At 73.5% G+C, this 23,037-nt stretch carries 14 protein-coding genes; 4 read left to right on the forward strand and 10 right to left on the reverse strand.

Annotation, left to right across the window (positions count from 1 at the left end; genetic code table 11):
* Positions 1-17: 17 nt before the first annotated feature.
* Positions 18-1,328 (reverse strand): RNA-directed DNA polymerase, encoded by a 1,311-nt coding sequence (locus OG599_RS03030; protein ID WP_327174362.1) that lies wholly within the window; start codon positions 1,326-1,328, stop codon positions 18-20.
* Positions 1,318-2,922 (reverse strand): class I adenylate-forming enzyme family protein, encoded by a 1,605-nt coding sequence (locus OG599_RS03035; RefSeq protein WP_327174363.1) that lies wholly within the window; start codon positions 2,920-2,922, stop codon positions 1,318-1,320. Before OG599_RS03035 ends, OG599_RS03030 begins: the two co-directional genes overlap by 11 nt.
* Before the next feature lie 253 nt (positions 2,923-3,175).
* Between OG599_RS03035 and OG599_RS03040 the strand changes: the two genes are divergently transcribed.
* The 3 genes from OG599_RS03040 to OG599_RS03050 all read left to right on the forward strand — a co-directional run bounded on the left by OG599_RS03040 (position 3,176) and on the right by OG599_RS03050 (position 5,603).
* A complete protein-coding gene (locus tag OG599_RS03040; RefSeq protein ID WP_327174364.1) occupies positions 3,176-3,646 on the forward strand; it encodes an NUDIX hydrolase in 471 nt (156 codons plus the stop codon).
* Between the two features lie 6 nt (positions 3,647-3,652).
* The gene (locus OG599_RS03045) at positions 3,653-4,327 is read left to right on the forward strand and encodes an HAD family hydrolase (RefSeq protein ID WP_327174365.1); all 675 of its coding nucleotides are present in this window, start codon (positions 3,653-3,655) and stop codon (positions 4,325-4,327) included.
* A gap of 520 nt (positions 4,328-4,847) precedes the next feature.
* Positions 4,848-5,603: an alpha/beta fold hydrolase gene (locus OG599_RS03050; RefSeq protein ID WP_327174366.1), complete on the forward strand. Its 756-nt coding sequence runs from the start codon at positions 4,848-4,850 to the stop codon at positions 5,601-5,603.
* 228 nt (positions 5,604-5,831) lie between these two features.
* Here OG599_RS03050 and OG599_RS03055 read toward each other — a convergent pair whose 3' ends face one another.
* Positions 5,832-6,320 carry a hypothetical protein gene (locus OG599_RS03055; protein WP_327174367.1) on the reverse strand — a complete coding sequence of 163 codons (489 nt, stop codon included), beginning with the start codon at positions 6,318-6,320 and terminating at the stop codon, positions 5,832-5,834.
* Between the two features lie 437 nt (positions 6,321-6,757).
* On the opposite strand from OG599_RS03055, the gene OG599_RS03060 reads away from it, so the two are divergent.
* On the forward strand, positions 6,758-7,255 hold the full coding sequence (locus OG599_RS03060; protein WP_327174368.1) for a phospholipase: 498 nt from the start codon (positions 6,758-6,760) through the stop codon (positions 7,253-7,255).
* Between the two features lie 63 nt (positions 7,256-7,318).
* Here the strand turns inward: OG599_RS03060 and OG599_RS03065 are convergent, their stop codons facing one another.
* The 7 genes from OG599_RS03065 to OG599_RS03095 are packed head-to-tail and all read right to left on the reverse strand — an operon-like array spanning position 7,319 to position 23,001.
* A complete protein-coding gene (locus OG599_RS03065) occupies positions 7,319-8,755 on the reverse strand; it encodes a condensation domain-containing protein (RefSeq protein WP_327174369.1) in 1,437 nt (478 codons plus the stop codon).
* Positions 8,748-9,026 (reverse strand): phosphopantetheine-binding protein, encoded by a 279-nt coding sequence (locus OG599_RS03070; protein WP_327174370.1) that lies wholly within the window; start codon positions 9,024-9,026, stop codon positions 8,748-8,750. Before OG599_RS03070 ends, OG599_RS03065 begins: the two co-directional genes overlap by 8 nt.
* On the reverse strand, positions 9,023-9,229 hold the full coding sequence (locus tag OG599_RS03075; RefSeq protein WP_327174371.1) for an MbtH family protein: 207 nt from the start codon (positions 9,227-9,229) through the stop codon (positions 9,023-9,025). The genes OG599_RS03070 and OG599_RS03075 overlap by 4 nt, the downstream gene beginning before the upstream one ends.
* Positions 9,226-12,351 carry a non-ribosomal peptide synthetase gene (locus OG599_RS03080; RefSeq protein ID WP_327174372.1) on the reverse strand — a complete coding sequence of 1,042 codons (3,126 nt, stop codon included), beginning with the start codon at positions 12,349-12,351 and terminating at the stop codon, positions 9,226-9,228. Before OG599_RS03080 ends, OG599_RS03075 begins: the two co-directional genes overlap by 4 nt.
* A complete protein-coding gene (locus OG599_RS03085) occupies positions 12,348-13,865 on the reverse strand; it encodes a class I adenylate-forming enzyme family protein (RefSeq protein ID WP_327174373.1) in 1,518 nt (505 codons plus the stop codon). Before OG599_RS03085 ends, OG599_RS03080 begins: the two co-directional genes overlap by 4 nt.
* Positions 13,862-19,567 (reverse strand): non-ribosomal peptide synthetase/MFS transporter, encoded by a 5,706-nt coding sequence (locus OG599_RS03090; RefSeq protein WP_327174374.1) that lies wholly within the window; start codon positions 19,565-19,567, stop codon positions 13,862-13,864. The genes OG599_RS03085 and OG599_RS03090 overlap by 4 nt, the downstream gene beginning before the upstream one ends.
* Positions 19,564-23,001 carry an amino acid adenylation domain-containing protein gene (locus tag OG599_RS03095; protein WP_327174375.1) on the reverse strand — a complete coding sequence of 1,146 codons (3,438 nt, stop codon included), beginning with the start codon at positions 22,999-23,001 and terminating at the stop codon, positions 19,564-19,566. Before OG599_RS03095 ends, OG599_RS03090 begins: the two co-directional genes overlap by 4 nt.
* Positions 23,002-23,037: the final 36 nt, after the last annotated feature.

A 23,037-nucleotide genomic window follows, 5' to 3' on the forward strand; every position in this document is an offset into this window, starting at 1 on the left:
CGCGCCGCGGGGTCCGCTCAGGCCGCGGCCCCCGCCGCCCCGGCGGCGGCGCGGCGCAGATAGCCCGGGTACGCGTCGCCGTCGGCGAACCGGTGCAGCAGCGGCGCCGTCCGCCGGTCGCCCCCGGGCACGGCGGTCAGCACCCGCAGCAGGTGGAAGGCCGTGTACGGGTGGACGTCCCCGGCTTCCCCTGCGCTCCCGGCTTTCCCGGTCTCACCTGCGCCCCCGGCGCCCCCGGCGAGCAGCGCGTGCAGCCGGTCGAGGGCCGCGGGCCACGGTCCGGCGGCCGGGGGGTGCGCGGGCAGCGCGGCGAGCAGGTAGCCCGCGAAGTGGGAGGCGGACTCGGGCATCGCGCCCGCCGCTTCCGCCACCCACGGCACCGCGTGGGTGTCACCGGCGCGGCCCAGCAGGGCGAGCGCGAAGCGCAGTTCGCGCCGGCGGACCGCGCCGTCCGCCACCGCGCGGTCGAACAGCTCCCGGGGGTCGTCGCCGAGCGGGGTGAGCCCGGCCAGGACGGCGTCGCCCTCGCGCACTTCGGTCTTGTGCGGCGCCAGGGTCATCCCGCGCGCGCCGAGGACGTCCTCGATCGCCTGCCGGGCCGCGTGCAGTCTGCCGGCCTCCGGCGCGAAGACCTTGATGTCGTCCAGGTAGCGGGCGAAGCCCAGCCCCTCGCCGCGCAGCAGCCGGTCCACGGGGGCGAGGTAGAGGTTGCCGAGGATCGCGGTGGCGTCCTGGTCGTGCGGCAGGCCCCGCAGGGCCGAGCCGGCGGTGAGCCCGGTGAGGAAGTCCAGGAGCGCCTCGATCCGGTCCCCCGGCGCCCCCACGGCGGCGAGGTCGGCGGCCAGGACGGCGGTGTCGAAGTTCTCGAAGAAGGCGGACACGTCGGTGTCGAGCAGCGCCTTGCCGCCGTGGTCGCGGTGCAGGACGCGGGCGGCGCCCTCGAACCTGAGCCATTCGCGCCCGCCGGAGTGCCGGCGGCGGCCCTGCGCGTCCAGCCGGTTGCTGAACACGTGGTCGTCGAGGGCCGCGTCGATACGGACGGCCATCTCGCCGACGAGGGCCGCGTAGACGACCCGGTCGGCGAGGTCGAGCAGCGGCACCGGGCGGTGCGCGCCACCGCCCTTGGGCACCTCCGCGATCTCGAACGGCCGGGGCCGGTGCCGCCCGTCGGCCAGGTCGGCGAGCAGGCGGGCGCGTACCCGCGGCCACTGCCCGGCGAACCGCGCCGCCGCGGCGGGGTCGGGCAGCGGGTCGGCGGCGAGCTCGGAGCGGACCTGGGCCCACGCCCGGTCGAGCGCCTCCGCGGTCACGGCGGTGTCAGCGGACATGTCCGGGCACCTCCCCGCGGGCCGGCACCGGGGTGCCCCGGCCGGTCCGCTCGCGCAGCACCCGGCGCGGCACCTTCCCCATCGCGTTGCGCGGCAACTCCCCCACCACCTCCACGAACACCGGCTCGCCGGTGCTCCTCGCGCCGTCGGCCGGCAGGGAGCCGGCCAGTTCGCGTGCCAGCTCCGCACCGGTCAGGCCCGGTGCCTCGCAGAACGCCGTCCACGCCGTGCCGTTCCCCGACGGCGCGGGCCCGGCGACGACCACGCAGTCGTCGACCCGGGGGTGGCGCAGCACGGCCTCCTCGATCCCGCCCGGGTACAGGACGGCTCCGTCCGCCCACACGCAGTCGGCCGTGCGGCCCAGCACGTGCAGGGTGCCGTCAGCGCAGAGCCGGCCGACGTCGCCGATCAGGGTGAACCCGTCGGGGAACGCTTCCGTGGGGACGGACAGCGGTGTGCGCACCAGCAGTTCCCCCGCCTCGCCCTCGGGTACGTCCCCGCCTGCGGCGTCCACGACGCGCACCTCGACGTTGTAGTGCGGCCGGCCGCGGAAGCCGCCCCGTACGGCGCCCTCCCCCGGCCCCGTCCAGGCGACCGGGCCGACCTCGGTCGCACCGTAGCTCTCGTACAGCCCCACGTGCGGCAGTGCCTGCGCCAGCCACTCGCGCAGCACGAAGGGCACCGGGTCGGCGCCGACGCTCAGCACCCGCAGGGAGGTCAGATCGTGGCGGGCGAGCACAGCCGCGGGCAGGGCACGCAGCTGCCTCAACTGGGCGGGGACGGTGGCCCAGTGGGTGATGCGGCACTCCTGGATCAGCTCCGGGACACGGGCCGCGTCGAACGGCTCGTGCAGGTGGACGGTGGCGGCGGTGGCCGACGCCCGGCGCAGCTGGGCCTGGCCGGTGCCGTGGTGCAGGGGCAGCGTGAGCAGCACCTGGTCGTTGTCGCCCGCGGGCCGGCTGGCGGCGATGTCCCGCCGGTACTCCCGCTTCCTGCGCATCGCGTCCCGGTCCGTGGCGGCGGGGCGGGTGACGCTGCGGGCTGCCGCGGTGGTGCCGGAGGTATGCAGCACGAGCGGCGCGTCGGTGAAGCTGACGCGCCGGGTGCCCGCGGGGCGGGCGAGCAGCCCGGCGAGGGTGTCCGCGCCGGAGCGCAGCCACCCGGGGCCGGGGTCGACGGCGACCGGGACGAGGTCCAGCCCCTCCCACAGCGCGCCGTGCTGCCGGGTCTCGGCCGCCGGGTCGTCGAAGAGCAGCGCTCGGCTGCCGGTCTCGGCGAGCGCCTGCCGGATCCGTGCGGCGTCCGCCGCGGGGTCGAGGACGACCATGCGGCGGGCGAGCTTCGCCAGTGCCAGGCCGGCCACCGGCCACTCGGCACGCATCCGCATCCGGACCGCCACCGGGCCGGGGCCGTGCAGCAGGGCCTCCAGGGCGTCCGCCAGCCGGTCCGCCGCCGCGTCCCACTGCGCGTACGTGAGCGAGTCGTCGGGGCCGCGCCCGGCGACCGCCACACGGTCGGGGAGGACGGCCGCCCAGTGCTCCGGCCGGTTGTACGGCGCGTCAGCGGGAGGTAAGCCGGAGGTGAGCGCAGGCATTCTGCTCCCTGGTGGTGGGAACGGCGATGGATCCGCAGAGATCACGAGCTGACGCATCCTATGCGACAACCCGACAGGGCGATACTGTTACTGGCGCACTCCAGGCGATGCCTCGTCAGATCGCCCTGCCAGGCCGTGTTCTGAAGGTAGCGCCGTCCGCCCGCAGGGCGGGCCGGGCGGGACCTTCGCAACGAGCTTGAGGCCGATCACCCCCCTGTCGTACCGGTTTCGATCACTTTGAGGGCGGCTCCTGATGCTGGAATCAGTCGACCGGTTCACCACGGTCGTCCACGTGCACACCGTCGTCCGGCAGGACGGGCAGCTGCTGCTCAGCAGGCGTGCCCTCCAGCTCCCCGGCGGCGGCTGGTGGCAGCTGCCCGGCGGCCACCTGAACGAGGACGAGTCCGTCGTGGCCGGTGCGATCCGGGAGCTGGCCGAGGAGACGGGCGTCGTCGTCGAGACGCAGGACCTGGTCTTCCGCCACCTGATGCACCACCGCAACCGCGCGGGCGCCTCCCGCGTCAGCGTCTTCTTCGAGGCCACGCGCTGGTCCGGCGAGCCGCGCAACATGGAGCCGGACCGCTGCTGCCGGATCGGCTTCTTCGCCGAGGACGAGCTGCCCTCCCCGCTGCTCCCGCAGGTGGCCGGCGCCCTCACCGCACTGCGCGACGAGACCCCGTTCTCCGTCGCGGGCTGGGCCGACGAGCCGGCCCCGGTCGGCTGACGGCAGGTGGCCCTCCAGGCACCGGGCGGCGGCGCCTCCCCGGCCCGCCTCCGCCTGCCGCAGGCCGCGGTGATCGGCTTCGACCTGGACCTCACCCTGGTCGACACCCGCCCGGCGACGGCCCTGGCGCTCCGCCGGGTCAACGAAGGGCTCGGCCTCGCGATCGACGCCGACGCGGTCGCCGCACGCATCGGCCCGCCGCTGCGCGAGCTGCTGTCCCCGTGGGTGCCGGCCCGCCTGTTGCGGCCCGCCGCCGAGCTCTTCCTCGCCGCGTTCCTGGAGCTGGGTGAGGGGTCGGCCGCACCGATGCCGGGCGCGGCCGCCCTCATGGACGCGGTCCGCTCCGCCGGCGGCCGCTGCTCGGTGATCACCAGTCGGCGGGACAGCACGGCCACGGCCTGCCTGCGCTGGTCCGGCCTGCGCGCCGACTCCCTCGACTGCCGGCTCTCGGGGCCCGGCAAGGCGGACGCGATGCGCGCCCGCGCCGTCGCCGCCTACGTCGGCGACCACCCGCTCGATGTGGCCGGTGCGCTCGCCGCCGGCGTACCGGCCGTCGGCGTCACCACCGGCGCCCACAGCGCCGCCGAACTCCTGGCGGCGGGCGCGGACTTCGTCGCCCCGTCCCTGCACGCCCTCCGCCCCCTGCTCACCCCGCTGCCCTCGGGTCCCGCCGAAGGATGACTCCTCCGTTTTCGTGGGGTGTTGGGCCGCAGGATACGGGGGTTCCGGAGGGGCGAAGGCGGAACCGGCGGAGGCGACGGGGCGGTCTCCGCCGCGTCTTGGTGAGCGCCGGCAGCGGCCGACGGCCGCAGCGAGTGCGCATCAGGAGCGGCGCCGGTTGGCAGGCCCCTTCAGGGGGAATGGATGCGGGGGCCGGGGCGCGGGCCACGGCCGACGCGCGTGCGCGCGTCGTGGCGTGGACGAAGGACGCCCACCTATGACGCGCAACACCGTGAGGTGGTTCGACAGCGAGAAGGGGCTTCGGCCTTCATCTCGGCAAACGAGAGACGCGCATGTATTCGTCCACCCTGCGCGGTCATCGGCATCGGCCTCAGCAGCCTGTAGGGGAACGAGCGGTCCGGTCCGAGCGCGCGGAGTGCGCATGGGCCGCGGGCGGACCAGGACCGCACGCCCTTCCGTACCAGCGTCGGACATCGCCGCGTACGCCTGAACACTCATCACCACAGGAGGAACCCGCGCCATGAGCATTGCGCACCGCCTGCTCGGATCCGGTGACCACAGGGTCCTGGTGCTCCACGACTGGTTCGGCACCAGCGCCGGATGGGGGTCCTTCCTCGACTACCTCGACGGTGCCACCTTCAGCTACGCCTTTCTCGACTACCGCGGTTACGGCGACCGCAAGGCCGTCACCGGCGCGTACACACTCGCCGAGATCGCCGACGACGCCCTCACCCTGGCCGACGAACTCGGCTGGCAGCACTTCTCCCTCGTCGGCCACTCCATGGGCGGGAAGGCCGTTCAGCAGGTACTGGCGCAAGCGCCGCAGCGGGTACGCAAACTGATCGGGCTCGCTCCCGTCCCCGCAGGGGCGTACCCGCTGGACGCCGACGGCGAGGCGCTCTTCTACGGCGCCGCGCAGGACCGCGACAAGCGGCTGGCGATCATGGACCTGGTCACCGGTCGACGCGCGAGCCGGGTGTGGGTCGACCTGATGGTCGACCGCTCCCTCCAGCTCTCGACCCGAGAGGCGTTCGGCGGCTACGTCAAGGACTGGGTCTCCGCCGACCTGACCGAGCGGATCGCCGGCAGCCCCGTCCCGGTCAAGGTCATCGTCGGCGAGCACGATCTCGCCCTGACGGCCGAGGTGATGCGGGAAACGTGGCTCAGCCACTACCCGAACGCCGAACTCGAAGAGATCGCCAACAGCGGCCACTATCCGATGCACGAGACCCCAGTGGCACTGGCTACGGCGCTGGAGGCGTTCCTGCGCGCCTGAACCGGGCCCGGTTGCTCCTGCTACGCGCTCGGAGGACGTCGGACCTCGGCTCTCCCGGAGGTGCGGCTGCGCCCTCCAGGACGAGCTGGGGAAGGAAGCACGTGCTCCGACCGGTGCTCGAAGACGGATTCACCGACCGGCGTCGGCGTCTTCCGGAGGAGGCAGCCGAGCGCGTACATCTCGGTGCGGTGATCGACCGGCCCCCGACCACCTGTTCGGGTCCATGCTCTACAGGTCGCAGTGCCGCTTCCGGATGGCTTCCCCGAGGTTTTCGACGGCGGACAGGGCCGCACTTTCACAGCCGCCGTCGATTGCTTCCAGCGTGGCGGCCGCGGCCTCCCGGACGTGGTGGGGAAGGCCCTCGGCGGCAGTGAGCCGGTATGCCTCCTCACGGCGGGCCATGCGCTCTGCGGGGTCCACAGCGCCGGGACCGGACAGCGGAAAGGCGGAATGCCTGTATGCGTGTATCGCCAGCACCATCGTGTCCGCGACACCGTCGGCGTACCCGAGGGCAGCCGTCCGGGCCGGGCTTCCCCCCGCGCCGGCGACCATCCGACGGTGGGACAGGACCGCACCCAGAGTGCCGCCGCCTGCCAGAGAGAGGCCGCAGGTCACGGCGAGGAACGCTCCTCCCCAGACGAATCCGGTAAACGCGCCGAGAGCACTGAGCGCGACCGTCCACGCGGCGGCTGTTCTGGAGCTCATCTGCTCGGCCATGGGGTTCACCACGGCAGTATGCCAGTCAACACCGCAGCGTCGGTACGGGGTTGAGTACCCGTCTCCCGTCACAGCCCGTCTCCCGTCACAGCCAGTCTCCTGTCACGGCCCGTCTCCTGTCACGGCCCGTCTCCTGTCACGGCCCGTCTCCCGTCAAAGAACACAACGGGGGCGGATCGGCTCCGGCACAGCGGGAAGACCTCCCCCTGGGCCGTCCGCACTCCCCACCTCCCTTCGCTGCCGCTGTCGCTGCCACCCCCGGGCGAGGTTGGCAGCGGCGTCTCCCTGGCCATCGCCCGACGAACACTCCAACTCTCGGCGTCCATTCAGCGCAATGACTAGTCATGACAGGTTCATGACGGCATTCTCATGGCGACCTCATGAACCCCACGAGGTGAACGCCCACCCGGACTCCCCCTCACCCAGAGGAGATTGCCATGCGTCGCCAGGTCGCCATGTTGCTCGGCACCGTCGCCCTCTCGCTCCCGCTCGCCCTGCTGCCCGCCGCATCCGCCTCGGCCGCGCCTGCGGACAAGCCGCAGGTACTCAGCTCATGGACCCAGACGAGCGCCTCCAGCTACAACAGCTGGAACGCGGCCCGCACCAACCAGGGCGCGTGGGCCGCCTACGGCTTCGACTGGTCGACCGACTACTGCAGCACCTCGCCCGACAACCCGTTCGGCTTCCCGTTCCAGACGGCCTGCGCCCGCCACGACTTCGGCTACCGCAACTACAAGGCCGCCGGCACGTTCTCCGCCAACAAGGCGCGCCTCGACTCCGCCCTCTACGCCGACCTCAAGCGCGTCTGCGCCGCCTACTCCGGCGCGACACTGACCTCGTGCAACGCCACGGCCTGGACGTACTACCACGCGGTGGACATCTTCGGAACCGCACCGGCCGGGACGAGCACCGCCGGACTGCCCCGGTCCGCCTGACCGGTCCTCCCTCCGGAGGCTCGGGCCGTGTGGTGGCCCGAGCCTCCCGGTCCGGAGCGAGGGTCAGGTGCGGGCGCCGTCCCCGCGCTCCAGCAGCCCGGGCAGATCGGCCAGCAGCGGGGAGGACCCGCACGCGGCGGCGGTGATCAGTTCCTCCAGCGCCTCCAGGTGCGCCCGGATCGCGGCCGGCGGCAGGTACGCGGTGTCGGCGGTCAACATGACGGCGAGCGTTCCCTGTTCCTCGGTCACATGGACGCAGTAGCGGCAGCCCAGCCGTTCCTGGGTGGCGGGGAAGGAGAACCGCGTACGCGTCCGGGCCTCCCTCAGCTCGTCGGCTCCCGGCGGGGGGCCGTCCGCCGGCGGGCGCGCGAAGAACCGCTGGTCGTTGTAGCAGCAGTACGGATGCACGGGCGTGCCGCGTTCCCTGCCGATCCGCTCACGGAGCGCCTCCCACGCGACGGGGTCGTACGCGGCGGCCCGGTACCCGGCCATCGCCGCACGCCACGCCACCGGCAGCAGGTCCGTGAACCGTACGGCTCCGGTGGTGTCGAGGAGGAACGGCGCGTCCTGGGACAGCATCGCCACCAGATCCCGGTGGTCCGCGGAGGTGCGGTTGCCGACGATGGGCATCATCGCGGCCGTCTCGTGCCCGCCGTCGGCCGCGACGAGAGCCGCCATGCCGGTCATCAGTACCGTCGACCCGCTGACGCGGTGTGCGGCGGCCAGTGCGTCGGTGGCCAGGGCGAGGGCTTCCGACACCAGCCGGCCGCTCCAGAACCGGGGCGTCCGGGGGGCTGCGGCCTGCTGGGGAAACATCGTCGGAGGGATGCTGCGGTAGAAGGACTCCCAGTGGGCCAGCGCCCGCTCGCTGCGGCGCACCCCCACCGGTCCGCGCTGTTCCACGGCGAGATCCATCGGGGTGGCGCGCGGCTTCCGGCCGGCGGAGCCGCGTACGACCAACAGCCGCAGGTCGCGCACCACCTGTTCGGCGGCGTGTCCGTCGCAGGCGAGATGACACAGCACCAGCACCGCGTGCGTCACCCTGCCCTCGCTGCGCACCGCGCCGACCCGCAGCGGCCACTCCCGTTCGTAGTCGAACCGGGTGGCACTCAGCCGGTCGAGCAGATGCCGTGCGGCCGCGTCCGCGTGCTCCGGCCGTGGTTCGTCGACCACGGTCAGCGGCAGTCGGCCCGAGTCCGACAGCGACTGGTCCGGCGTCCGCTCCGTCCCCCGCAGCCTGGTCCGCAGGGCCTCGTGGCGTTCCATCAACGCCGCCACCGCGGCGGTCAGCTGCGCCAGATCGGTCGTCCGGCCGCGCTCGCCCAGGGGGAGGAGCCGGCCGATGTTGAAGTAGATGTCGTTCGGGGCGGTCCGCAGGATCGCGTTCCAGATCGCCTGTTGCCCCCAGGTCAGCGGCGCCGTCCCCGAGCGGTCCCCGGCGAAGGGGACCTCGACCACGTCGGCCGCGAGGTCCGCCGCGGGGACCTCCGGCTCACTCACGGGGCTGTCCGGCGTCCGCGGCGTCGACCCGGGCGGCCAGCGTGTCCACGGTCTCCCGGTAGAACGACGGGTCGGCGAGGTCGACCTCGACGCCGAACTCCTCCTCCAGGGCGTCGGCCAGTCTCAGCAGGCCCAGCGAGGTGACTCCCACCTCGGTCAGGGTCGCCCGGGGCGTGAGGAGTTCGGCCGTGCCGATCTGCCCGTCCATGGCCTCGCGGATCAGCACGGCGAGCCGGGCGCGCGTCCCGGTGGCGGGGGCGGCGGCGCTCACAGCTGTTCCTGCTCTGCCAGCCGGCGGCGCAGGCTCAGCGGCCTGATGTCGGGCCAGACCTCGTCGACGTGGACGACGCACTCGTCCTCCGTGCCGCTGAATCCGTCCGGCTGCCAGCCCTGCGGCGGGAGCGAGTCGGCCGGCCACAGGGCGTGCTGCTCCTCCTCGTTGACCACCACCTGGTAGCGGATGCTCGTGTTCATCTGTTCTCCTCCATGAGGTCGGTGACGCAGGCTGCGACACCGTGGACGGTGGGGCTGTCGAAGAAGACGTCGAAGGGGACCGACACGCCGAACTCCTTGCGGATACGGCCCGCGATGGAGGTGATCGTCAGTGAGTGGCCGCCCAGGTCGAACAGGTCCTCGTCGGGGCCGAGGTCGTCCAGTTCGAGCACGTCCCGCCAGATCGCCAGCACGGCGGCGACGACTCCCCGCTCCCCGCCATCGGTGACCTGCTCGTCCGTCGTGTCGCGGCTCCGCGGCGGCTCGGGCAGACGGGCCCGGTCGAGTTTCCCGTTGGGAGTGAGCGGAAGGGCGTCGAGCATCACGTACACGGCGGGCAGCGCGGCGGCCGGCAGACTCCGGGCCAGATGGGCGCGCAGGGCGTCGGGAGACGGCACCGGGCCGGCCGGTGCGGGCACGACGTAGGCCACGAGCCGGTCCTGCTCGCCGTCCGTACCGTCGCGGAGCACGGCCGAGGCCTGGGCCACCTCCGGGTGTCCGCAGAGCGCGGTCTCGACCTCGCCGAGTTCGATCCGGTGTCCGCGGATCTTGACCTGGGTGTCGGACCGGCCCGCGAACTCCAGCCTTCCGTCGGTCCGGAGGCGGGCCAGATCCCCGGTGCGGTAGAGGCGGGAGCCGGGCGGGCCGAAGGGGTCGGGCACGAACCGGCTCGCGGTGAGCCCGGCCCGCCCGCGGTACCCGTGCGCGACGCCGCTGCCTCCGATGTACAGCTCGCCGGTCGTCGCGTACGGCAGCGGACGCAGGCGCTCGTCCAGGACGTACGTACGGGTGTTGGCCAGCGGGCCGCCGACGGTGACGGGGCCGTCCGCCTCGATGTCGGCGGAGGTCGACCAGACCGTGGTCTCCGTCGGACCGTAGACGTTGACCAGCCGCCCCACGGCGCGGCGCAGCGTGGCCGCGAGGGGCGCGGGCAGCGCTTCCCCGCCGCTGAGTGCGACGAGGCCGGGGGCGTGCAGTCCGGCAGCGAGCATCAGCCGCCAGCCGCTCGGCGTGGCCTGGACATGGGTGAGCGCGTGGCGTTCGACGAGGCCGGTCAGCGCGTCGCCGTCGCGGTGCCGCCCCTCCGGCACGAGGACGACGCGACCGCCCGTGACGAGCGGGACGAAGAGCTCGACGGTGGAGATGTCGAAGGAGAGTGAGGTGAGGCCCAGCCAGCGGTCCCCGGGCCGCGCGCCGGCTGTTTCGCCCATCGCGGCCAGCAGGTTCGCCAGCGCCCCGTGGGGCACCTCGACTCCCTTGGGCGTGCCGGTGGAGCCCGAGGTGTACAGCACGTAGGCGGGGTCTTCGAGGGCCGGCGGGGCGGGCGCGGGGGGTGGGGTGCCGGGCTCGCCGAGGGGTTCCGGGGCGAGGACGCCGGGCCCGGGATCCTCGGAGACCTGGAGGGTGAGACCGGAGTCGGCGCGGATGAACGCCAGCCGCTCCTCGGGGTGGTCGGGGTCGAGCGGCAGGTAGGCCGCGCCGGCGGTGAGCACCCCGAGCACGGCGACGAGCTGGGCGGCGGACCGGGGCAGAGCGATGCCGATCAGGCTGCCGGGGCCGGCGCCCCGTTCGCGCAGCCGGTGCGCGAAACGGCGTACCGCCGCGTCGAGTCGGGCGTAGCTGATCTCGTCGTCACCGTCGACGACGGCGACGGCGTCCGGGGTGGCCGCGGCCTGGGCCGCGAACAGGGCGGGCAGGCTGATGTCGGCGTTGCCGGGCGCGGACGTGGTGTCGGTGAGCAGGAGCGCGAGCTCCTGCGGGGGGAGCAACGGCAGGCCGGCGATGGGGGTGTCCGGCGCGTCCAGCGCGCCGTCCAGCAGGGTGAGGAAGTGGGTCAGGATACGTGCGGGGGCTTCGGGGACGAAGGCGGCCGTGCGGTACTGCAGGCTGCCTTCGAGCGCGTCCGGTGAGTCGACGAGCTGGAGGTGGGCGAGGTTGCGGGCGGTACGGGCGAAGCCGATCCATTCGGTACGGACGTCCAGCGCGTCACCGAAGCCGGCCTGCGCCGAGGTGGTGCGGCGCCGGTAGCTGAGGGAGAGCGGGCACAGCGCCGTGCGCGGCGTCAGCCCACGGACGGCACGGCTCAGCGGCACCGGCCGGTGGGCGTACAGGGCGCGCAGTTCCTCCCGGACCTCGTGGGCGAACTCCTGGAACGGGGCGTGCGGTCGGGGGTGTGTGAAGAGCGGCAGCTCGTTGACGTGGAGCCCGGCCCGTCCGGGTGTGGCCGGGGCGCGGGTCGAGAGCTCGACGGCGGTGGCGGGCTCGGTGTTGCCGTAGCGCAGCAGGAGCGCGTGCCAGGTGGCGGTCAGCAGTTCGAACCGGGTGAGGCCGAGCGCGTGCGCGGTGGCGGTCAGGCGGGCGTGCCGCCGGCCGCCGAGCCGGAAGTCGGCGGCGTTGCCGGGAGCGGGTGCGACCGGGTCCACCAGGGAGTGTGCGGCCTGCCCCGGAAGGGCCGGTGCGGAGCTCTCCTGCCAGCGGCCGTCCCAGAACCGGGCCGCGGCGTCGACGGCCTGCCCGGTGAGGGCGGGCGCGGACGAAGGGGGTGTGCGCCGGTCCGTGGGCGCGGTGGCGGGGGCAGGGGCGGCAGGGTCCTGGGTCGCGGCCCGGTAGTGACGTGCCAGCCCGGACACGTACACGTCCTTGGACTCGCCGTCGAAGACGATGTGGTGGGCGACCAGCAGCAAGGTGTGGCAGCCGGGTCCGGTGGTGAAGAGGGTCGGGCGGACCAGGGCACCGTCCGGGGCGAACGCGGTGGCTGTCTCCTCCTCCTGGAGCTTCTCCAGGTCCGCGGGGGTGCAGGTGTGGTGCCGCACGGCGGGAACCGGCCCGGGGACCAGACACGGCCCGGCGGGGTCGACGCGGGCGGCGAGCACCGGGTTGTCGTGCACGAACCGGGTCCACGCGGTGTGCAGGGCCGCGAGGTCCAGCGGCCCCCGGAAGTGGAGCGCGACGCTGAGGTGATAGGCCGAACCGGTCCGCATCGCCTGTTCGGTGACCCAGACACCGTGCTGGGCCGGGTCCAGCGGGGCAGGATCGAACGGGACGGGTTCGGGCGCGGCCCGGCCGAGCGGGGCCGTGGCTGCGGAGGGTGTGGGCAGGGTCATGAGATCGCCTCGTCGTCCAGAAGCCGGTGCAGTTCGCGTTTGAGGACCTTGCCGCCCTCGTTGCGGGGCAGGGAGTCGCGGAAGAGGAACCGGGCCGGGAGCTCGTGCGCCGCCAGCCGGTCCAGCAGGAAGGAGCGCAGCCCGGGGACGTCCAGCTCGCCGTGCCGCGGTACCACCACGGCCGCCACCACACTGCCGAGCACCGGGTGCGGGATCCCGAAGGCCGCGGCATCGGCGATCTCGGGATGGGCGTGCAGGGCGTTCTCCACCTGGATCGTGGAGACCTTGTACGCCCCGGACTTCACCACATCGCGCTCCCGGTCCAGCAGGTGGAGGTAGCCGTCGTCGTCCAGCATCCCGAGGTCGCCCATCCGCACCCACCGGCCCTGGAAGACGTCCGTGCGGCTTCCCTCCGGTCCGAGGTAGGAGCGGGGCGAGGCGGGAGAGCGCAGCCAGATCTCACCGGCCTCGCCGGCGGGAACGGGGCGGCCCTCAGGGTCGGTGATCCGCAGCTGGTCGAGCGCGGCCGGCAGGCCGGGCGAGCCCGGACGGCCGGGATCGAAGAGAAGGGTGATCTGTGCGGGCGCGGCCTCGGTGGAGGTGTAGTAGTTGACGATCTGCGCACCCTCGAAGACCTGCGACAGGCGCAGCGCGACGGGCTGCGGCAGCGCCGCGGCGGTGGAGCCGACCAGCCGGACCGAGCTCAGGTCGCAGCGCGACAGGGCCGGGGAGGCCAGCAGTTCGATGGCGGTCGCCGGCACCAGGAACACGCTGCCGACCGTGTGCTCCTCGATCAGCCGGGCGAACCGCAAGGGGGTGAACTGCGGGGCCGCGACACCGGTGGCTGCCGCGTTCAGGCAGTTGACGAGCATCGTCTGGCCGGCGTTCGTCCCTATGGGAAAGCTGTGGAGGAAGGTACGGGAGTGCCGCAGCGGCCTGCGTCGTTCGTCGAGGGTGCACCCGTGGGCCAGGTTGGCGTGGGTCGCCCGAACACCCTTGGGCAGGCCGGTGGTGCCGGAGGTGTAGAGGTACTGCGCGGGCGCGCCGGGAGCGGGCAGCGTGATGTCCGGCGCCTCCTCGCCGGCCTCGGCCTCGATCAGGTCGCCCGGCGCCGCCCACACCCCCTCGGGCAGCCGTGGCGGCGGTCCGTCCGACGCGTGCAGGACGGCGACCGCCCGGCAGTCGCTCAGGACGTGCGCGGCGGCGGCCGGTGCCATGCGGTCACTGAGCGGTACGGCGACCCCGCCGGCCCGCAGAACCGCGCAGTAGGCGACGGCGTACTCCGTCCAGCGGGTACTGCCGTACCACAGCCCCACCGGCTCACCGGGGCCCAGCCCGCGCGCGAGGAGGCCTGCGGCGAGGGCGGCGGAGCGGCGCTGCCAGCTGCCGAAGTCGAGGCTGCTCCCGCCGTTGTGCAGCGCGGTGCGGCCGGGGTGGAGTGCGGCCCGGTGGGCCAGCACCTCCAGCAGGGATCCGGGAGGCGGCGCGGCGGCCGCGCGCCGGGGCGCGGTCACCGCTGTGCCCCGGCCGGCACCGGAGCGGTGTCGGCCTCCGCGGACGCTTCGCGCTTCTTCTGCGCCGCCGCCAGGGCCTGGGCACGCTCCCTGAGCCCGATGAGGTCGTCCGGCTCGGCGTCCGGCACGTCCCGGTCGAACCGGGCGAGCACCGGCCAGCGCAGGGCGAAGGCCACCAGGACCAGCATGACGAGGCAGAACAGCAGGTACATCAGGCCGATTCCGCGTCCCGGGCCGGTCCCGAGCACCCGGCCCACGCTGCCCGCCAGCACCCCGTCCTCGGCCAGCAGCGGGTCGAACAGCTTGACGCCGAGGGGCGCGATGAGACCGTGGCCGATCGGCAGTGTGGACCAGGCCACCAGCGTGTTCAGTGCGAAGACCCTGCCGTGGAACCGCTGCGGCACCTTCACCTGCACGATCGTCGAGTACACCCCGTTGACCATCGAGATGGCGCAGGCCATCCCGAAGGCTCCGGCGCCGATCACCCAGAGGTCGGCGCGCAGTCCGGTCACCGCGCTCGCCAGGGCGAACACGGCGGCCAGCGCCAGCATGCCGCGCACCCGGTGTCTGCGGGGTCCGCCCCACACCCCCATGAGCAGTCCGCCCACGACGGCTCCGGCGCCGCCCGCCATCGCCACCCCGGCCGCGTCGTCCAGGGTGCCGAAGGACAGCACCAGCGGTGTCACCAGCAGGAAGAGGGGCGAGAGGAAGAGGTTCAGTACGGCGAACCACAGCAGCATCGAGCGGAATCCGCGGTTGTGCCAGGTGTACGTGAACCCGTGTTTGATCTCCTCGACCACCGGTTCCCGGCGGCTCCACGGCAGCGTCCGGGGGAATCTGACGCACAGCAGCACGCCCACGGCGACGACATAGCTGAGGATGTCGAGGATGAGCACGCCGCGCAGCCCGATGCCCGCCATGAGCGCGACCGCTACCAGCGGTACGACGAACTGCGCTGCGCCGAAGGCGAGTTGTACGGCTCCGTTGGCGTGTCCGAGGTACTGCTTCGGGACCAGTTGCGGAACGGCCGAACTGTAGGCGAGGCGCTGGAAGGTCAGCGCCACGGACAGCACGGCGAGCAGTACGTACAGGTACCAGGTGTCCAATTGCCCGGCCAGCAGGAGGGCCAGCATGGCGACCTGGCTGAGTCCGGCGGTGAGGTCACCGGCCAGCATGACCTTGCGGCGGTCGAAGCGGTCGACCACGGCTCCGGCCAGCGGACCGATGAGAATGCCCGGCAGCATCGCGACGACGGAGTAGAGCGCGAACCGGGTCATCGACCCGGTCTCCAGCAGAATCCAGATGGGCAGGGCGAATTCGGTGAGCGCGGACCCCATGATGGAGGCGAGCTGGCCGAGCACGACCGTGAGGAAGCGGGCCATGCCCGGTTCCGGCCCGTCCGTGTCCCGCGCCGGGGCGCCGGTCCGGTCGGACGCGCTGCCGCCTCCGCGTGGGCGGCGCGGGCCGGGGGCCCCGTCCGGTTCCTGGCCGGCGGCCGGCTTCGGGTCCGCACCCTCCGGCCCGTCCGTGTCCCGTGCCGGGGCGCCCGTCCGGTCTGACGGACCGGCCGCCGACTCCGGAGGACCCGTCTCCCCGTGGAACCACCACGCCGCGTCCGGGGTCCGCTCCGGCAGCGACGCGGTGGTCTCCTCGCGCAGGGCGCGGTGCACCGTGGTGACCGCCTCGGCGACCTCCGTGGCCCGGTACTTGACGAAGAAGTGGCCGCCCTGGTCGATCACCGCGACCGCCGAGCGCTCGGCCAGCAGCAGCCACTCCCGGTAGCGCTCCTGGTAGAAGTCGGCAGCCGGATCGCGGTCACCCACCAGCGACACCAGAGGTGCGCGCAGCCGTGGTGCTCCCGCCTCCACATCGGCGATCGCGCCGGTGAAATAGTCCTCCGCGGCCTGCGAATCGCGGCGCATGTTGCCCACGATGAACGCGGTCTGTTCACGGTCGAGCTGGGAGGTGTCGACCCCCATCCCGGTGAGCCAGTTGACGTAGACCCGGTTTCCGAGCAGCGCCTCCAGGGAGGCGATCCGGCTCAGCGTCCCGAGCACGCGGCTGCGCGGTCGTGCGAAGGGGAACTGCGCTCCGGCGTAGACCGCTTCGAGTTCCCGGCCCGACGCCTCCAGCAGGCGTGCCGTCGCCACCGCCAGCGCGGTGCCGACGCCGCAGTGCCCGTACACGATCAGGGGGCCCTCGACACGTTCCTCGATCTCGGCGGCGAGCTTCCCGGCCAGCTCTCCGAACGGCAGGTGCTCCTCGGTGACGCCGACGTCGTGACCGGGTATCGCGACGGACCAGAGCTCGTGGTCGTCGGGAAGCAGGTCGGCGACGGGCTGGTAGACGACCGCGCTGCCGCCTCCGTACGGAACACAGACCACGGTGGCGCGCCGACGCGCGGCAGGGACCTGGGGGGTCAGCCGGTGCAGCAGTCTGCGGGGGCCCCGGGCGTCCTCGGGCAGTTCCGCCAGCGCCGCGAGGTCTCTGACGGTCCGGCAGGTGAAGAGGTCCATCACGCTGACCGGGCGGCCCCCGGCCTCCGGCAGCAGGGTCCGTGCCCGGGCCACGACCTGGGTGGCGAGCAGCGAGTGCCCGCCGAGGTCGAAGAAGTCCTCGTCCGCCCCGACCTCGTCCAGTCCGAGCACCTCGGCCCAGATCGCGGCGAGCACCCGCTCGACAGGACTCTCGGGTGCGAGGGCGGCTCCTGGGGCCCGGTGCAGCTCGGGCTTCGGCAGCGCCCGGCGGTCCAGCTTCCCGTTGGGGGTGAGCGGCAGGGCGGGCAGGGCGGTGAAGGAGACGGGCACCATGTAGTCGGGGAGCACGAGCTTGAGCCGTGTCCGCAGCGCCTGTGGATCGAGGCCGTCCGGTCCGTCGTCCGTGACGAGGTACGCCGCCAGCCGCTTGTCCCCCGGACTGTCCTCGCGTACGACGACGGCCGCCTCGGTCACGGCCGGCAGCGCGCGCAGGGCGGACTCGATCTCACCGGGCTCGATCCTGAGCCCGCGCAGCTTGACCTGCTGGTCGATCCGGCCGAGGTGTTCCAGCGTTCCGTCGGGGCGGCGCCTGCCCAGGTCGCCGGTCCGGTAGAGCCGTGAGCCGGGCGGGCCGTACGGGTCGGGGACGAAGCGGCTCGCGGTCAGGCCGGGCCGGCGGTGGTAACCGAGGGCGACGCCGGTCCCCCCGATGTGGATCTCGCCCGGGGCGCCGGGCGGTACCGGCCGCAGCGCTCCGTCCAGGACGTACAGCCGGATGTTGTCGATCGGGCGCCCGATCGGCACCGTGTCCAGGGTCCCCTCGCACTCCCACGAGGAGACGTCGACGGCCGCCTCGGTCGGGCCGTAGAGGTTCGCCAGCGCGCAGTCCGGCAGCAGGGCCCGGAAGGCACGTGCGGTGTCCGGCGGCAGCGCCTCGCCACTGCACACGACCCTCCGCAGCCCGGTGCACCGGCCGGCTCCCTCCTCGGCGAGGAAGAGCGGCAGCATCGAGGGGACGAAGTGGGCGACGGTGACGGGGACCGTGCGGATCAGTTCCTGGAGATAGGCGGCGTCCTTCTGGCCGCCGGGGCGGGCCAGGACGAGACGCGCCCCGGTCATCAGGGGCCAGAAGAACTCCCAGACCGACACGTCGAACCCGGCCGGAGTCTTCTGCAGAACCCGGTCGTCGGGGCCGATCGGGTAGCTCCGCTGCATCCAGAGCAGCCGGTTCACCAGGGCCCGGTGGGTGTTCGGCACTCCCTTCGGGCGGCCGGTGGAGCCGGAGGTGTAGATCAGGTACGCCGGATCGTCGGGCTGCGGCCCGGTGCCTCCGCTCATGGCGGGAGCGCTCCCACGATGCGTGTCGTCGTCCAGGTACAGCACGGCCGCGTCGCAGACCTCGGGCACGGGAAGACCGCGCTGGGTGAGCAGGACGCGCGCTCCGCTGTCGGCGAGCATGAACTGCAGCCGCTCCGCCGGGTACTCGGTGTCCAGCGGGGTGTAGCAGGCGCCGGTACGCATCACGCCGAGCAGCGCCGTGACCAGGGCGTGCGAGCGTTCGGCGCTGACGGCGACCACGTCGCCGCGGGTGACTCCGGCCGCGACGAGCCGGCCGGCGATCCGGTCGGCGGCCTCGTCGAGTGCCGCGTAGGTGAGCGTGCCCTCGTCGGCGGTCACCGCCACCGCTTCGGGGGTACGCGCGATCTGCTCGCCGATCAGGGACACCAGGGTGGCATCGGCCGGGAGCGTGACGTCGGTGGCGTTGAACTCCTCCAGCTCCAGCTCGCGTTCGGCGCCCGACAGGCCGTCCAGTTCGGACAGGGGCACGTCGGGGTGCTCGGTCACCGCGCGCAGCAGCCGGTCCAGGTGTCCCGCCATGCGGGCGACGTCCGCCTCGTCGAAGAGGTCGGTGTTGTAGTTGAAGGCTCCCCGCAGCCCGTCCGGCCACTCCATCAGGAACAGCTCGATGTCGAACCGCGTGCCGGCGGCCCGCAGGCCGTAGGTCTCCGCATCCAGTGCCCCCTTCGCGTCCCGCTGCTGTGCGGTCGCGTAGTTCTGTATGGCGAGCACGGCCTGGAACACCGGCGGCCTGGAGACGTCGCGCTCGACGCCCAGTTCGGTCACCAGCTGGGCGAACGGCAGTTCCTGGTGGGCGTAGGCCTCCAGGCAGGTCTCCCGCGTGCGCTCCAGCAGCGCGGCGAAGCCCGGATCCCCGTCGAGCCGGGCCCGCAGGGGCAGCACGTTGACGAACATGCCGACGAGGCCTTCGAGTTCGGGCTCCGGTCGGCCGGCCACCGGTGAGCCCACCGCGAAGTCGCGCTGTCCGCTGAAGCGGGCGAGGAGCACCTGGAAGGCGGCGAGCATCACCATGTGGACGGTGGCGCCGTGGGCCTTGCCGAGAGCCGTGATCCGGTCGAGCAGCCCTCGGCCCACCTGGAAGCCGTATCCGGCCCCGTCGAACGTCTGCCGGGCGGCCCGCGGCCGGGCGGTGGGCAGCACGAGGGGCTCCACGCCGGCGAGTTCCCGAGCCCAGTAGGCCACCTCAGCGGCCATCGCGTCCCCGCTCAGCCGGTCGCGTTGCCACAGCGCGAAGTCTCCGTACCTGACCGGGAGTTCGGGCAGCGGATCCGGGTCGCCCGCAGCCTGGGCCGTGTAGCAGCGCAGGATCTCGGATATCAGGATCTCACTGGACCAGCCGTCGCTGACACTGTGGTGCACCACGAGGAGCAGGATGTGCTCGTCGGGTGCGCACCGCACCAGAAGGGTCCGCAGCAGGGGGCCCTCGACGAGGTCGAAGGGCCGGGCTGCCGCCTCGTCCACCAGCCGTGCCGCGTGCGCCTCGTCGACCGCGTCGGCGACGGGCAGCGGAGCGGGCGCGGGCTCGGCGATCTCCAGGACGGGCTTGCCGTCGTCGGTCGCCGGGTACCGGGAGCGCAGGGTCTCGTGCCTGGCCACCACCATGTCCAGGGCGCGCTCCAGCGCCGCGTGGTCCAGTGGGCCGCGCAGCCGCCGGGCCACCGGGATGTTGTAGGCGGCGGTGCCCGGTGCGAACTGCTCCATGAACCAGAGGCGTTCCTGGGCGAAGGAGAGCGGGGGCACCTCCCCGTCGTTCCGCCGGGGGACGACGGGCCGGGGCGCGGTGGTGAGGCCGGTCCGCAGCCGACGGCTCAGCAGGGCGCGCTTGGCCTCGGAGAGGCCTGCGGAGGATGTGGTGGTTTCGCTCATGACGGCGAACCGGTTCCTTCCAGGGAGTCGTCACCGGCGGACAGGAGGCTCGCGGCCTCGTCGTCCGAGAGGGCATCGATTTCGGCCACCAGGGCGGCTTCCACCGCTTCGGCGAAGGCTGCGGCCGTCCGGTGGGTGAACAGGGTGCGCAGGGCGACGGTGAGGTCGACGGTCGCCCGGATCCGGGCGATCACCCTGGTGGCGAGCAACGAGTGCCCGCCGAGGTCGAAGAAGTCGTCCATCGCCCCGACCCGGTCGATGCCGAGGACCTCGCGCCAGATGTCCGCGACGAGTTCCTCCGCCTCGGTGCGCGGGGCCACGTACGCCTCGCGCAGCGCGGGGCGCTGGTCGGGTGCGGGCAGGGCGGCGCGGTCGAGCTTCCCGTTGGGCGTGAGCGGCAGCCGCTCCAGGACGAGTACGGCGTTGGGCACCAGGTGTGCGGGGAGGGACGCGGCGAGCGCGGCCCGCAGGGCGGAAGGGTCGAGGACCTCGCCGCCGGGGGCGGTGCCGGGGGCGGTGCCGGTGCCGGGGGCGGTGTCCGCCACGGCTGCGGGGTCGCCCTGGGCGGTGCCCGCGTACGCGCCCGCAGGACCGGCGGGCCCTGCGGAACCGGCGGAACCGGCGGACCGGGTGTCCGCCCCAGCATGGAGGAGGCCGGCACCGGGAGCGTGCGGGCCCTCGGCGGGAACTGCCGGGACCACGTATCCCACCAGGGCGTCCCCCCGGGCGACGACCACCGCCTCCGCGACCCCCGGCTGCCGCATCAGCGCGTTCTCGACCTCGCCCGGCTCCACCCGGTAGCCGCGCACCTTGACCTGGCCGTCCAGACGGCCGAGGAACTCCAGCGCGCCGTCGTGCCGGTGCCGGACGAGGTCACCGGTCCGGTAGCGGCGGGACCCGGGCGGTCCTTCGGGATCGGGAACGAAGACCCGGGCGGTGGCGCCGGGTCTGCCGGTGTATCCGTGACTCACCCCCGCGCCGCCGATCAGCAGTTCCCCGGGGGTGCCGGGCGGGACAAGGCCGCCCCGCGCGTCGCATACCGTCACATGGACCCCGCCGATCGGTGCGCCGATCGGCGGTCGGGTACGGCTGTCGGCCGCCGAGAGGTCGGCGGTCGTCGCGATGATCGTGGTCTCGGTGGGGCCGTAGGAGTTGACGAGCCGTACCCGGTCCCCGAACCGGGCCCGCCAGGCACCGACCGCGGTGGACCTCACCTGGTCGGCGCCCAGGATCATCAGCCGCAGCGAGTCGGGCCATGCCACCGCGTCCAGGTCGCCGACCAGTTGGTGCCAGTAAGGGGTGGGCAGGTCCATGACCGTGACGTCGGCGGTGAAGGCGTGGCCGAGCTGGTCGGGCAGGGCGGCACCGGCTTCGGCGACGACCAGGGTGGCGCCGGCGGCCAGCGCCGGGAAGAGTTCCTCGGCGCTGGTGTCGAAGCTGAGCGAGGCGCCGTGCAGGACGCGGTCGGTGTGCGTGATGCCGTAGCCCTCACGCATCCACCGGACCCGTTCGGCGAGTGCGTGGTGCGGCACGAGCACGCCTTTGGGGGTGCCGGTCGAACCCGAGGTGTAGATGACGTAGGCAGGATCGTGGGGACGGACGACAGGAAGAACGGCGGCAGGGGAACTGCCGGACCCGCCCGGAGCACCGGTCCGTTCGCCCCCGCGGGCCGTGTCCGTGTCCGTGCTCGCAGGATCGCCGAAGGCGTCCTGCCCGTCGGCGGTCAGCGTCCGCACGCCTTCCGGAACCTCGCGCGATCCTGCCCGGCCGGATGTGAGGACGATCCGGGTTCCACTGTCCTCGATCATGAAGGCGATCCGGGCCGGCGGGTAGTCGGGGTCGAGCGGCACATACGCCGCACCGGCCCTCCAGGCGGCGAGCATCGCCACGACCGCGCGCGGGCCGCGCGGCAGGAGAACCCCGACGGTGTCCCCCTGCCGAATCCCGTGGGCCGCCAGCCGCACGGCCAGCCGGCCGGCTTGCGACCAGAGGGTGGCGTAGTCGAGTGACTCGTCGCGTCCTCGCAGCGCGGTCCTGTCGGGTCCGTTGCGCACCGCCTCCTCGACGGCGGCGAGCACGGTCGGCGGTCCTGCGGCCAAGGCCGGTCCCCGGCCCCGTTCCCGGAGGGCCGCGAGCTCCGACGCGTCCGGCATCGGCAGCCGGCGGACCGGCGTGTCCGGGTCGGCCACCGCCGCCCGCAGCAGCGTCTCGAACCACCGGCCGAGCCGAGCCGCCCATGCGGCGTCGATGAGGTCCGTCCGGTAGCCGAAGACGGCGACGACGTCCTCGCCGTCCCGCCGCACGTCCAGGGTGAGGTCGAACTTGCAGGCCTCCATGCCCGGGTCGAGCTCGGTGCAGGAGAGGTCGGCGAACGGTGTGGCACGCAGCAGCCCTGCGTCCTGGGTGTGAACGGTCAACAGAGTCTGGAACAGCGGCGTCCGCCCCGGATCACGGTCCAGGCGCAGGGATTCGACCAGACGCTCGAAGGGGATCCGTTCGTGGGTGAAGGCCCCGAGGACGGTGCTGCGGGCCCGGCGCAGCAGATCGGCGAACCCGGGGTCGCCGGAGAGGTCGGAGCGCAGCACCAGCGTGCGCGAGAAGTAGCCGATGACCCGCTCGGCCTCCGGGTCGGTGCGGCCTGCGGTGGGGACGCCTATGCAGAAGTCCTCCTGCCCGGTGCAGCGGTGGAGGACCGCCTGGTAGGCGGCGAGCAGGACCATGAACGGAGTACAGCGCCGGGCACGGGCCAGCTCGTCCACCACGGGCCCGGCGCCGGTGATCACCTGCGTGTGGAAAGCGCCGTGCGTGGAGGGCTGTTCGGGTCGCGGCCGTTCGAGGGGGAGCTCAAGGGCGGGGGCGTCGGCAAGGCGCTCCTGCCAGTAGGCGAGTGCTTCGCGGGTCTGCGGTCCGTCCGCCTCCCGTGCCTCCGCGGCGGCCTGCGCGCGGTAGGGGGGCGGCAGGGGGAGACCGGTGGCGCGACCCTGCCGGTGGGCGGTGTAGTGCGCTGCCAGTTCGTCGCGGAGGATGTTGAGCGACCAGCCGTCGGCGACGATGTGGTGCAGGACCACGCACAGGACGTGCTCGCTGTCGCCCGTCCGGAAGAGGGACACCCGCAGCGGAGGCCCTTGCCCCAGGTCGAAGCCACGGTTGGTGCGCTCGGCCAGCAACGCTTCCAGCCGGTGGTTCCCGGCCCTCAGGTCAAGGTGCTCGATGGCCACCGGAGCGGGCGCGGCGACCACCACGGCGGGGGCGCCGTCCTCGTCCGGAAAGCGCATGCGCAGCGACTCGTGCCGGGCCACCACCTCGTCGAACGCGGCCCCGAGGGCCGACTGCGCCAGATCACCGGTCAGCCGCAGCACGAGGGGGATGTTGTACGAGGGGTCGTCCGGCTCCAGCTGGTGCAGAAACCACAGCCGTCTCTGCCCATGGGTCATGTCCGGACACAGAACTGGAACACTCATCGGGCTCCC

It is taken from the genome of Streptomyces sp. NBC_01335 (genome assembly GCF_035953295.1).
Lineage (GTDB): Bacteria > Actinomycetota > Actinomycetes > Streptomycetales > Streptomycetaceae > Streptomyces.

Bases quoted from the DNA above. Each gene is read 5' to 3' on its own strand.
- OG599_RS03030 (WP_327174362.1), bottom strand. From the start codon at position 1,328: ATGTCCGCTGACACCGCCGTGACCGCGGAGGCGCTCGACCGGGCGTGG.
- OG599_RS03035 (WP_327174363.1), bottom strand. From the start codon at position 2,922: ATGCCTGCGCTCACCTCCGGCTTACCTCCCGCTGACGCGCCGTACAAC.
- OG599_RS03040 (WP_327174364.1), top strand. From the start codon at position 3,176: ATGCTGGAATCAGTCGACCGGTTCACCACGGTCGTCCACGTGCACACC.
- OG599_RS03050 (WP_327174366.1), top strand. From the start codon at position 4,848: ATGAGCATTGCGCACCGCCTGCTCGGATCCGGTGACCACAGGGTCCTG.
- OG599_RS03055 (WP_327174367.1), bottom strand. From the start codon at position 6,320: ATGGCCGAGCAGATGAGCTCCAGAACAGCCGCCGCGTGGACGGTCGCG.
- OG599_RS03060 (WP_327174368.1), top strand. From the start codon at position 6,758: ATGCGTCGCCAGGTCGCCATGTTGCTCGGCACCGTCGCCCTCTCGCTC.
- OG599_RS03075 (WP_327174371.1), bottom strand. From the start codon at position 9,229: ATGAACACGAGCATCCGCTACCAGGTGGTGGTCAACGAGGAGGAGCAG.
- OG599_RS03080 (WP_327174372.1), bottom strand. From the start codon at position 12,351: ATGACCCTGCCCACACCCTCCGCAGCCACGGCCCCGCTCGGCCGGGCC.
- OG599_RS03090 (WP_327174374.1), bottom strand. From the start codon at position 19,567: ATGAGCGAAACCACCACATCCTCCGCAGGCCTCTCCGAGGCCAAGCGC.
- OG599_RS03095 (WP_327174375.1), bottom strand. From the start codon at position 23,001: ATGACCCATGGGCAGAGACGGCTGTGGTTTCTGCACCAGCTGGAGCCG.